Annotated in this window: 10 protein-coding genes; 6 read left to right on the top strand and 4 right to left on the bottom strand. The window is 33.8% G+C overall.

The features are described 5' to 3' along the window. The first annotated feature begins 62 nt into the window (after positions 1-62). From ilvD to acs, 5 genes are all read left to right on the top strand, one after another. Positions 63-1,736: a dihydroxy-acid dehydratase gene (gene ilvD / locus B0A67_RS16280; RefSeq protein ID WP_072963418.1), complete on the top strand. Its 1,674-nt coding sequence runs from the start codon at positions 63-65 to the stop codon at positions 1,734-1,736. 126 nt (positions 1,737-1,862) lie between these two features. Further along, positions 1,863-3,560, top strand: a complete 1,698-nt coding sequence (gene ilvB / locus B0A67_RS16275) for a biosynthetic-type acetolactate synthase large subunit (RefSeq protein ID WP_072963594.1) — start codon at positions 1,863-1,865, stop codon at positions 3,558-3,560. A gap of 86 nt (positions 3,561-3,646) precedes the next feature. Beyond that, positions 3,647-4,168 (top strand): acetolactate synthase small subunit, encoded by a 522-nt coding sequence (gene ilvN, locus B0A67_RS16270; RefSeq protein ID WP_072963415.1) that lies wholly within the window; start codon positions 3,647-3,649, stop codon positions 4,166-4,168. 66 nt (positions 4,169-4,234) lie between these two features. Then, positions 4,235-5,704, top strand: a complete 1,470-nt coding sequence (gene ilvC / locus B0A67_RS16265) for a ketol-acid reductoisomerase (RefSeq protein ID WP_072963412.1) — start codon at positions 4,235-4,237, stop codon at positions 5,702-5,704. 493 nt (positions 5,705-6,197) lie between these two features. Next, positions 6,198-8,108 (top strand): acetate--CoA ligase, encoded by a 1,911-nt coding sequence (gene acs, locus B0A67_RS16260; protein WP_072963591.1) that lies wholly within the window; start codon positions 6,198-6,200, stop codon positions 8,106-8,108. A gap of 320 nt (positions 8,109-8,428) precedes the next feature. On the opposite strand, the gene B0A67_RS16255 is transcribed toward acs, so the two are convergent. From B0A67_RS16255 to B0A67_RS16240, 4 genes are all read right to left on the bottom strand, one after another. After that, the gene (locus B0A67_RS16255; RefSeq protein ID WP_072963409.1) at positions 8,429-9,025 is read right to left on the bottom strand and encodes a 3'-5' exonuclease; all 597 of its coding nucleotides are present in this window, start codon (positions 9,023-9,025) and stop codon (positions 8,429-8,431) included. A 2-nt stretch (positions 9,026-9,027) separates the two neighbouring features. Beyond that, a complete protein-coding gene (locus B0A67_RS16250) occupies positions 9,028-10,944 on the bottom strand; it encodes a DUF294 nucleotidyltransferase-like domain-containing protein (protein WP_072963406.1) in 1,917 nt (638 codons plus the stop codon). 488 nt (positions 10,945-11,432) lie between these two features. Next, a complete protein-coding gene (locus B0A67_RS16245; protein ID WP_072963403.1) occupies positions 11,433-11,702 on the bottom strand; it encodes a hypothetical protein in 270 nt (89 codons plus the stop codon). An 11-nt stretch (positions 11,703-11,713) separates the two neighbouring features. Beyond that, on the bottom strand, positions 11,714-12,175 hold the full coding sequence (locus B0A67_RS16240) for a hypothetical protein (protein ID WP_072963400.1): 462 nt from the start codon (positions 12,173-12,175) through the stop codon (positions 11,714-11,716). A 164-nt stretch (positions 12,176-12,339) separates the two neighbouring features. On the opposite strand from B0A67_RS16240, the gene B0A67_RS16235 reads away from it, so the two are divergent. Continuing rightward, positions 12,340-12,546 carry a hypothetical protein gene (locus B0A67_RS16235; RefSeq protein ID WP_072963396.1) on the top strand — a complete coding sequence of 69 codons (207 nt, stop codon included), beginning with the start codon at positions 12,340-12,342 and terminating at the stop codon, positions 12,544-12,546. Positions 12,547-12,565 lie beyond the last annotated feature (19 nt).

Below are 12,565 nucleotides of genomic sequence, written 5' to 3'. Positions count from 1 at the left end.
AGAAACCTTCCAAGTACTGGAAGGTTTTTTTTTGAACAAAAATTAAAATAAATTAACACATAATGGAATTAAATAAGTACAGCAAAACCATCACTCAAGATCAAACACAACCTGCGGCGCAAGCGATGTTGTATGGTATTGGTTTAACTGAAGAAGATTTGAAAAAGGCTCAGGTTGGTATTGTGAGCATGGGTTACGATGGTAATACTTGTAACATGCACCTGAATGATTTAGCAAAAGATGTCAAAAAAGGTGTTTGGGATGCAAATCTGGTCGGACTTATTTTTAATACTATTGGTGTTAGTGACGGAATTTCGAATGGTACTGAAGGAATGCGTTATTCATTGGTTTCCCGTGATGTAATTGCAGATTCTATAGAAACAGTTGCAGGCGCACAATGGTACGATGGTATTATAGCAATTCCTGGTTGTGATAAAAATATGCCTGGAGCATTAATCGCTATGGGACGTTTAAACCGCCCATCTATTATGGTTTACGGAGGATCAATTCACTCCGGAAAATGGAAAGGTGAATCCCTGAATATTGTTTCTGCTTTTGAAGCTTTAGGGAAAAAAGTAAAAAACGAAATTACTCCGGAAGATTTTAAAGGTGTTATTCAGAATGCATGTCCCGGAGCAGGTGCTTGCGGCGGAATGTATACTGCAAATACAATGTCTTCAGCAATTGAGGCATTAGGAATGAGTTTGCCTTACAGCTCTTCTAATCCTGCTTTAAGTCAGGACAAAAGAGACGAATGTCTTGCAGCAGGAGAAGCTATTAAGATATTATTAGAAAAAGATATTAAGCCAAGAGACATCATGACTCGCAAAGCTTTCGAAAATGCAATAACTATTGTTGCTGTTCTAGGAGGTTCTACAAATGCAGTTATGCACTTAATCGCAATGGCCCACGCGGTAGATATCGAAATTACCCTGGATGATTTTCAGGCAATCAATGATAAAACACCAGTATTGGCGGACATGAAGCCAAGTGGAAAATATATGATGGAAGATATTCACGAAGTGGGAGGTATTCCTTCTATCATGAAATATTTATTAAAAGTAGGATTAATTCACGGAGATTGTCTGACTGTAACCGGAAAAACAGTAGCGGAGAATTTAGCAACTACTCCGGATTTACAAGACGGGCAACAAGTTATTCATGAAATTCAGAAAGCTTTAAAACCAACAGGAAATATTCAGGTTTTATACGGAAATCTTGCTTCTGAAGGTGCTGTTGCAAAAATTAGCGGAAAAGAAGGAGAATATTTCGAAGGTCCTGCTGTAGTTTTCGAAGGAGAGTTTGAAGTAATACCTGGTCTTGAGGCCGGAAAGATAAAACCGGGTAATGTAGTCGTCATCAGGTATTGTGGACCAAAAGGTGGTCCGGGAATGCCTGAAATGCTGAAACCTACATCTGCAATTATCGGAGCCGGATTAGGAAGCAGCTGTGCTCTTATCACAGACGGCCGATTCTCCGGAGGTTCACATGGCTTTGTCGTAGGACATATTACACCGGAAGCATATGATGGTGGTGGTATTGCTCTGGTAAAAGATGGTGATTTAATCGCAATCGATGCCGTGAAAAATACCATTGACCTGAAGATATCTGACGAAGAATTTGCAGCTCGTAAAGCGAGTTGGGTTCAGCCTCCTTTAAAAGTTACCAAAGGAGTTTTGCTTAAATACGCAAGATCGGTTTCAAGCGCTTCTACAGGTTGCGTTACTGATAAATAGTATTCAATTACAATTTCAAAATTTAATTTCAAAATTCAAAAAAAGATGAAGGAATTATTGAAAGACAACAATATAGATCTGAACTCTCCTTCATTTGTGGGAGAGATTGAAGAAAAAGATACCAAAATGGGAAAGATAAAAATATCAGGGGCAGAAGCCGTTATTAGATGTTTATTAGCAGAAGGAGTAGACTTGGTTTACGGATATCCTGGAGGAGCCATAATGCCTGTTTACGACGAATTATATAAATTTCAGGATCAATTACACCATGTTTTAGTTCGTCACGAACAAGGTGCAACGCACGCGGCGCAAGGTTACGCCAGAGCTACAGGAAAAGTTGGGGTTGCAATTGCAACTTCAGGTCCCGGAGCTACAAATTTAGTAACCGGAATTGCAGATGCTCAGATCGATTCTACACCAATGGTTTGTATTACAGGACAGGTTGGGAAACATTTGTTGGGTTCTGATGCTTTTCAGGAAACGGATATTATTGGAATTTCGACTCCGGTTACCAAATGGAATTATCAGGTAACTGAAGCTTCAGAAATTCCTGAAATCATTGCGAAAGCTTTTTATATCGCACGTTCCGGACGTCCGGGACCTGTATTAATCGATATTACTAAAAACGCTCAGTTTGATGAGTTTGAATTTAGTTATGAAAAATGCACCGGAATTAGAAGTTATGTGCCGGTTCCGAAATTAAAATTAGATAAAGTAGCCGAAGCTGCAGCTTTGATTAATAGCGCCAAAAAACCATTTATTGTTTTTGGTCAGGGAATCATTCTTGGTCAGGCCGAAGAACAGCTTAAAGCTTTTATTGAAAAATCAGGAATTCCTGCAGGCTGGACAATTTTAGGATTGTCAGCTTTGCCAACAGATCATCCGTTAAACGTTGGTATGTTAGGAATGCACGGAAATTACGGACCCAATAAACTGACAAACGAATGTGATGTTCTGATTGCATTGGGAATGCGTTTTGATGACCGTGTAACAGGAAGTTTGAAGACTTATGCAAAACAGGCAAAAGTAATTCACTTTGAAATTGATCCTGCAGAAGTAGATAAAAACGTAAAAACGGAAGTGGCAGTTTTAGGAGATGTAAAAGAAGCCTTGAACGCGCTATTGCCTTTGATCGAAAAGAATTCTCATGAGTCATGGCACAATGAATTTAAGGAATTCGATAAAATAGAATTTGATGCTGTTATAAAAGAAGAATTAAACCCAACCAATAATAAAGGTATTTCGATGGGTGAAACCATGGAAATGATTAACAAACACTCAAAAGGTGATGCTATTATAGTTTCTGACGTTGGACAACACCAAATGTTTGCTTGTCGTTATGCGAAATTTAATTCAACAAAAAGCAATATAACTTCCGGAGGTTTAGGAACAATGGGATTTGCTTTGCCGGCTGCAATTGGAGCCAAAATGGGAAGACCGGATCGTGAAGTAGTGGCTATTATTGGTGATGGAGGTTTCCAGATGACGATTCAGGAATTAGGAACTATTTTTCAGACTAAAGTACCTGTAAAAATTGTGATCTTAAACAATGAATTCTTAGGAATGGTTCGTCAGTGGCAGGAATTGTTTTTTGACAACAGATACGCTTCGACAAATATGATCAATCCAAATTTTGTTGCAATTGCCGAAGGATATTATATCAAGTCTAAAAAAGTAACACAAAGAGAAGATTTAGATGCTGCTGTTGCAGAAATGATGGCTTCAAAAGATTCATATTTCTTGGAAGTTATGGTAGAGAAAGAGAACAATGTGTTCCCAATGATTCCAACAGGAGCTTGTGTTTCTGAAATTAGATTAAGCTAAAAAAGAAGTTTCAAGTTTCAGGTTTATTTTGTTTCAAGTTGTAGAGCTTGAAACGTGAAACCTGAAACAAAATAAACTAAAAACAAATGGAAGATAAAACATTTACCATATCGGTATATTCAGAAAATAATGTTGGATTGCTAAATAGAATATCAGGTATATTCTTAAAGCGTCACATTAATATATTAAGTCTAAACGTTTCAGAATCAGAAATAGAGAATGTTTCCAGATTTATTATTGTTGTAGAAACAACAGAAAAATGGGTTAAGAATATTGTAGGCCAGATAGAGAAGCAAATCGAAGTGATAAAAGCATTTTATCATACAGATGAAGAGACCATTTATTTAGAAAATGCAATATTCAAAATAGCTTCAAGTTTGCTGTTTGATGAAAAACAAATTCAGAATATCATCAAAGACAGCCAATCTACAATTGTTACTGTTTCCCGTGATTTCTTTGTGATTTCGAAATCAGGAAGACGTTCAGAAATAGAAGAATTATATGCAAAATTTAAACCTTACGGCATTATGCAATTTGTACGTTCGGGAAGAATATCGGTTTCTAAAGAAAAAATGGAAATTTCAACATTATTAGAAACATTCAAATAGTATCATTTTAACTTACTTATTAACTCAATTATTATAATTTACAATTCATTAAATATTAAAAACAAAATGGCAAATTATTTCAATACATTACCACTTAGATTACAATTAGAACAATTAGGAGTTTGCGAATTTATGGAGCAATCAGAATTTGCAGACGGAATTTCAGCATTAGCAGGAAAAAAAGTTGTCATCGTAGGTTGTGGTGCACAAGGTTTAAATCAAGGTTTAAACATGAGAGATTCTGGTTTAGACATTTCATATGCCTTACGTGCAGATGCAATTGCTGAAAAAAGAGCTTCTTATAAAAATGCTACTGAAAACGGATTTAAAGTAGGTACTTATGAAGAATTAATTCCAACTGCTGATTTAGTTTGTAACTTAACACCAGACAAGCAGCATACTGCTGTAGTTACCGCCATTATGCCATTAATGAAAGAAGGATCTACTTTGTCTTATTCTCACGGTTTTAATATTGTTGAGGAAGGAATGCAGATTCGTAAAGACATCACAGTTATTATGTGTGCGCCTAAATGTCCGGGATCTGAAGTTCGTGAAGAATATAAAAGAGGATTTGGTGTACCAACACTTATTGCAGTTCACCCGGAGAATGATCCAAACGGTTTTGGTTTAGATCAGGCAAAAGCTTACGCTGTAGCAACTGGTGGACATAAAGCTGGAGTTTTGAAATCATCTTTCGTAGCTGAAGTAAAATCAGATTTAATGGGTGAGCAAACAATCCTTTGCGGATTATTGCAAACCGGATCTATTTTATGTTTTGATAAAATGGTAGAAAAAGGAATCGATCCTGCTTATGCTTCAAAATTAATTCAATACGGATGGGAAACTATCACAGAAGCTTTAAAACATGGTGGTATTACGAATATGATGGATCGTCTTTCAAACCCTGCAAAAATTGAGGCTTACGAAATCGCAGAAGAATTAAAAGACATTATGCGTCCGTTGTTCCAAAAACACCAGGATGATATTATCTCAGGAGAATTCTCAAGAACAATGATGATTGACTGGGCTAATGACGATAAAAATTTATTAACATGGAGAGCTGCTACAGGAGAAACTAATTTTGAGAAAACAGCTCCACAAGATGCTCCAATTTCAGAGCAGGAATATTTTGATAACGGAGTATTGATGATTGCAATGGTAAAAGCTGGTGTAGAATTGGCTTTTGAAACAATGACAGAAGCAGGTATAATCGAAGAATCAGCTTATTATGAGTCATTACACGAATTGCCATTAATCGCAAACACAATTGCAAGAAAGAAATTGTTCGAAATGAACCGTGTTATTTCTGATACAGCAGAATATGGTTGTTACTTATTCGATCATGCATGTAAGCCATTATTGACTGAATACATGAAAACTGTTGAAACTAACATTATAGGAAAACCATTCTCAACTTCTAACGGAGTAGACAATGCTATTTTAATTGCAGTAAACAAAGAAATTCGTCAACATCCTATCGAAGAAGTAGGAACATGGTTGAGAGAATCAATGACTGCAATGAAAAAAATTGGATAATAAATTGGGAATTACCACACGTTCGAATGTGGGATTTGCACTGTATCTCTGTTTTATGTAATATTTTGAATTAGTAAGCACTTATTAAGAAAAATGGATATAGATGCATATTGCATTCACTTAACTTCTGTAAATAACTAAGTTAAGTGAAGCTAATCCCTAATGAAGGGGTATGTTTAGTAATAAGTATACTTGTTGAAGTTTCATTTTAATTAATAAAGATGCTACTATTTTCAAAATAGGAACAAGCATTGTAATGCAGAATTACAAAATTAATTGTTATTGAAATTGTTAAAAATAAAAGGCATGATATTCATTTATTGTGCCTTTTTTGCGATACGCTTTTTTGTTCGAAAAAGTAAAAATTTGTATTATATATAGAAAAAGACAATATTTTTTTTAATATGTGTTTTTTTTTGGTAAAATTTATGAATTAAATAATTTTAAGAATACGCTGATATTTAATACATTTATAAAAAAATTCCAAAAACGTATGAGTTATTATAAAATTGAAAATTTAGAACAATATTTTAAACATTACAATAAGTCAATAAGGGAGCCAAGGAAGTTTTGGGGGAAGATAGCTGAGGAAAATTTTACCTGGTACCAACAATGGGAAAAAGTAGTTGATTTTAATATGGCTGATGCCGAAGTGAAATGGTTTACTGAAGCAAAAGTTAACATTACCAAAAATTGCATTGATAGACACTTAAGTAAAAGAGGAGAAAAAACGGCTATTATTTTTGAACCGAATGATCCTTCTGAAAGTGCTTTACATATAACATATAACGAACTTTACGAAAGAGTTTCGAAAATGGCGAATGTTTTGCGTGAGCAAGGTGTTCGTAAAGGAGACAGAGTTTGTATTTATTTACCAATGATTCCTGAATTAGCTGTTTCTGTTTTGGCATGTGCCAGAATTGGTGCTATTCACTCCGTTATTTTTGCAGGATTTTCAGCTTCGGCAGTTTCTGCAAGGATCAACGATTGCGAATGCAAAATGGTAATTACCTCTGATGGAGGTTACAGAGGAAACAAAAACATTGACCTAAAAGGAATTGTAGACGAAGCATTAGAGACTTGTCCGACTGTTTCTAAAGTATTGGTTGTAAAAAGAACCAATACTCAGATCAAAATGAAAGAAGGACGTGACGAATGGTTGCAGCCTTTATTAGATCAGGCACTGGATAATAGTGTTGCTGAGATTATGGATGCTGAAGATCCTTTGTTTATTTTGTATACTTCAGGTTCAACAGGAAAACCAAAAGGAATGGTACATACCACAGCCGGATATATGGTGTATACTGCTTATACTTTTAAAAATGTTTTCAGTCATGAAGAAAATGATATTTTCTGGTGTACTGCTGACATCGGTTGGATTACAGGTCACTCTTATATATTATACGGACCATTATTGAATGGAGGAACAACTGTAATTTTTGAAGGTGTTCCGTCTTATCCTGATTTCAGCCGTTTTTGGGAAATTATCGAAAAACATAAAGTAACTCAGTTTTATACAGCACCAACAGCAATTCGTTCTTTAGCAAAAGAAAGTTTAGATTATATCCAAAAATATCCTCTAAAATCGCTAAAAGTAATTGGATCTGTTGGAGAACCAATCAACGAAGAGGCGTGGCACTGGTTTAATGACCACGTTGGAGACAAGAGATGTCCCGTTGTAGATACATGGTGGCAAACAGAAACAGGTGGAATCATGATTTCGCCAATTGCTTTTGTGACGCCTACAAAGCCTACATATGCGACTTTGCCATTACCGGGAATCCAGCCAGTTTTAATGGATGAAAAACGCAATGAAATCGAAGGAAATCAAGTTGTAGGTAGTTTGTGTATTAAATTTCCATGGCCAGGAATTGCAAGGACTATTTGGGGAGATCACCAACGTTATAAGGATACTTATTTCTCTGCTTTCCCGGGTAAATATTTTACAGGAGACGGCGCTTTAAGAGATGAAGTAGGGTATTATAGAATTACGGGTAGAGTAGATGATGTTGTAATTGTTTCAGGACATAATCTGGGAACAGCGCCAATTGAAGATGCTATCAACGAGCATCCTGCAGTTGCAGAGTCTGCGATTGTTGGATTCCCACATGAAATAAAAGGAAATGCTTTGTATGGTTTTGTAATCCTGAAAGAAACCGGAGAGTACAGAGACAGAGCTAACTTAACAAAAGAAATTAATCAGTATATTTCTGACCACATTGGACCAATTGCAAAATTGGATAAAATTCAGTTTGTTTCCGGTCTGCCAAAAACACGTTCAGGAAAAATCATGCGTAGAATTTTACGTAAAATAGCAGAAGGAGATTTTTCTAATTTTGGAGATACTTCAACATTATTAAATCCGGAAATTGTAGAAGAGATTATGAAAGAAAGAATTTCTTAATTCTGAACTAAATAGAAATAAAAATGCCTCTTAGATTTTAAGAGGCATTTTTTATATGTTTTATCTAGATGATTTTTGTCAAAGTAGCCACAATCTTGTCATCCCGAGGAACGAGGGATCTTCACAAGAAACTAACACAAAGTGATTTTTGTAAATTGTCGAACTACCTACGAAGATCCCTCGTTCCTCGGGATGACAAAAATGCGTTGAATCACTTAGCGAGACTTCGACTTCGCTCAGTCTGACATTTTAATCTTTTTATACTTGGCAGAGATTCTAAACTTAAATTTCCTTATAATAACTTATATGGTTTAAAAATTTTACTTAATCCCCAATCTCGATTTTAATTTCAAAAACAAGAGCGCAATTTTATAAGCGTCTTCAGAAGAAGAGTTTCTGTCGCTTTTTGGAATTTTATAAATTTCACTTAGATCGTCCAGAGAAAACTGTTTGTCGTTGATATCCATTAATTTGCGATACATCATGTCGACATCTAAAGCTTCATTTTTTAATCTTCCGCAATCCAGACGTTCTAAAGCGGCATTTAGCATTTCGATATCAAAATTGATATGATGACCAACCAAAATAGAATTGCCTATAAAATTTACAAATGCTTCAATAGCATCCGGTTCAGGCATTTTGATCATTTTACTTTCAATGATGAATTCATTCGAAAGTCCGTTATCCTGCAAAAATTTGTATTGCAGTAAAACGGCTTCAAAATTATCTTTTATAACAATTCCGTCGTCAATTACAGAAAAAGCACCCAGAGATAAAATAACATCTTTCGAAGGGTTCAATCCCGAAGTTTCTGTAGATAAAACTACAAAACGGTTCGGTTTTGTTTCAAATTTAGTTAAGTATTCTTTCCAGAAATCCGGATACTCTTTGTTGATATTTTTAATCCAGTCTAGCATACTTATGAGAATTGTGTAAGTTGAAATTTACTCTTAATCAGTTCCTCAAGGTCTCTCATTGGGGTTAAGGCATTTTTTAACTTTTCTTTGTCTGTTTTAGACATTTCTCGCAAATTAATATATTGTCCGGAATCATCGTTCTTTAATCCTTCAACAGTTCTAAATTTTGACAAGGTCAAAAACGCCTCGGCACAGCTCAAATATATTTCAGCATTCTTAGAATCTGTTATGGCTAATTGCTTGAATCTTAAGTAGGTGTTTTTTATTCCTTTAATATTGGCATTCAAAATCAATAAACGTGCAGAATCAATTAACGGCATCAATGCACGGGTTTTGATATCAAATTTGTCTTTCTGAGGACCTTCTTCTTCTACGATAAACTTTTTGAAAAAGCTCAGTGGTGAATTTCTCCTTAAAGCATCATTTCCTAAAAAGTCAAAGAATAAAGTATTATTTACTGCGTTTTTAAAAATAACACTTTCGATTACTTCTTCAATTTTTGGTTCTCCAAAAACAATTTCATAATCAAAGAAAATACTACTCAAATCATTACTGTTTTCACCTGGAGTATTCATCCAGCTATTGTATTGTTTCGTCCAGTCTGTCAATGATTTACACCAAAGCATATTACTTCCCATATGTCCGTTTGGACAATATTCGTAACCGACTTTTTCTAAGATCGAAGTCGTTCTTTTTGCCAGTCTTAAAAAGTAATCTTTTACTTCTCTGTATTTGTCAGGTGCAACATCTTCAAAGATCAGAATGCTATCCTGATCTGTAAGTAATAATTGCTCTTTTCGTCCCTGACTACCAATACTTAACCATGCAAATCGGGCAGGAGGTGAGCCTAAATCTAAAATAGACAATTCGACAGCACGTTTTATTATCGCCAGATTTATTTCACTTGCAATATTACTCACATGAGAAATAGGAATGTTTTTCTGAATCGAATTTTGAATCAGGTCAGCCAAACGATCACGTATTTGTTTTAGATCTTTTGGAAGCTGAGAGCGTTTAATTTCTTTAATCAAAACACCTGGATTACTGGCTTGTGCCACAATTAAATCGTGCTCAGAGATAATTCCTTTAACAGCAGATTTATTTGTACCATCTTTAGTAACACATAAATGCGTCACATTATGTTTCAGCATCAACAATTGTGCTTCGGCCAATGATACATTTTCAATCACCGTTACCACTGGCGAAGACATAATCTTGTCAATTGATTCTGTGATAGGATAGCGGCCTGTCGCAATTTTTGATGATAAATCAGCATTGGTTACAATACCAATTGGATTGTTTTTTTCGCAAATCACAATATTATCAACCATAGATTCTGTCATCAGGATTGCAACATCTTTGATAATCTTGTCTGATTCAGTTGTTAATGGAGAAGTATTATAGGCAAGTGATTGAATATATTGCATTTCTGACTGCTGATCTACATAGAATGCAGTGTCAGAAATTAATTTTCCGTTAGAATTTACATTATCTTTTGCGTGTCTTGAATTGATTGCAAAATTTTCTAACAGAAAGTTTAAAACATCTGAATTGTTTGCAACAAAAGGTCTGAATACAGCAATTGGAATCGCATAAATAATACTTTCTTCACGTGCTTTTGCTGTCATCATGTAGTTATTCTTGGCAAAAAACGGACGTAAGCCAAAAATATCACCTTCATGACATTTGTTTATAATAGTTTCTTCGGCATCTGCAATTGTAGTTAAATTTATGACACCAGAAGCTACAACATAAAAGCTATCATGAAGCAAATCATTGATTTGAAATAATACAGCGTGTTTCTCTAAATTGATGACACGAATATTCGTAGCAATATCAGATAATTCCTGAAAAGTTAAATTATCAAATGGTGGGTATTCTTTTAAAAAATCTGCAATATGCTCAGCGATTGTATTCATATGTTTGATAATTTTTTTGAAGTATCGAATGTAAAAATAATAAAATAAAGTCTTACAATGAAAGCATCTTTGCGAGAATGTGATTATTTTAAGGAAATGTTAAAGTTTACTGGTACACAGGCTTTAAAAAGTGTTTTTTATGGTTTGAAACTGTAAAAGTTATTGAAATTCTAAATAATCTTCTTCAAAATAAGAAGACTGCATAAGAAACAACGAACCAATAATTCTTTTAATAACATTTTAATTGCTCATACATATATTGGGTAGGTTTCTAAATATTCTATTTTACATAATATAAATTATAGTTCACATTATATACACTTTAAAACCGTTAAGTTTTTGGTTTTCAACGCTTTGTTATTCCTTTCTATCATAGAACTTTCGTTTTGTAATGATATACACTTTATTCTAATTATACAAATCTTAAAGCAGAAAAATTTTGAACATAAAAAAACCCCGTTTTATTGGGGTTTATTTACTGGTTTCTTTTAATAATCTTTTAATACTTGCGTCGATATTATTGTTCCTAATTGGTAAAGACCATAAACTTTAAATCGTGAATCTGTAGAATATAGTTTAGCGACTTCATCAGTGAATTTTACAGCATTAAAATCAAAATTATTTTTAAAATAAAAATCTCTCCAATTTTCAAAATCTGCAAGATTGTACGGGGAAACGTACACTTTAAATTCTAAGCCATGGACTGTTGTAACATCACCAATTTCTTTTTTTTCTTCTAATGCTTCTTGAAATGTCATATTTTGATTTTTTAGTTAAGACCTTTATAGGGATTCTCGCTAAAGACTTCCTTACCATTTTTATATAATTGAAAAAAGTTTTTACTTTTTCCTTTTATTGAGATATCTACTTTATAGACATCTGTGCCAACAATGTAAATTGAACCTCTATTAATTAAATTACCGTTACCTGCACCATAATTAAATTCGTAATCTAATCGTTTATTATCGGATTGTAAAGTTATTAAATAATCGTCACAGTCATTAGGTGGTTTCGGATATTCAATATAACTCTCAGCTATTTCCTTTTCTGGGCTGTATATATTAACTATATTTTTAACTAAAGCAAATTCAGGATAATATTTATTTACGCTAGTAATAAATACTAACTGTTCAGCAGTTAATTTTTCAGGAGAAGATTGAAAAAATTTCTTTTCCTGAGAATGAACTAAAACGGTAAACATTGCAAATAATAAAAAAGTAATTTTTTTCATGGTTTTTATGTTAAGATTAAACGTACTAAAGTTTTTCAAATATAATGCCAATAATTTTAATTTCACTTTGTCAATTGCTATAAAAGAATAAATAATTATACCGTTTTTAAAAAGCGCATTATAAATTAATTAATTTGGTCAAAATTTAAAAACAATAATTAAAAATGAAAACAATTAGTTTTACAACAGTTAAAAAAAATGGTAAAGTCGTTTATGAAGATATTGCTGTAGCAGTAAATCATATTACTTCTTTGACTTTAGATAAAGAAGATTATTCCACTACAGTAAGATTAAGTTGTGGTCTTGAACTTGTAACAATGCTCGATTATCAAATATTTTTAAGAGCTATGAATGGGCAGGAGGAAGAATAATATAATAGATAAGCCTTTG

Origin of the sequence: Flavobacterium aquidurense, assembly GCF_002217195.1 — a bacterium.
Classification (GTDB): Bacteria; Bacteroidota; Bacteroidia; order Flavobacteriales; family Flavobacteriaceae; genus Flavobacterium; species Flavobacterium frigidimaris.
The sequence above is the reverse complement of the archived record's forward strand: the minus strand, read 5'-3'. Positions and strand labels throughout refer to the sequence as shown.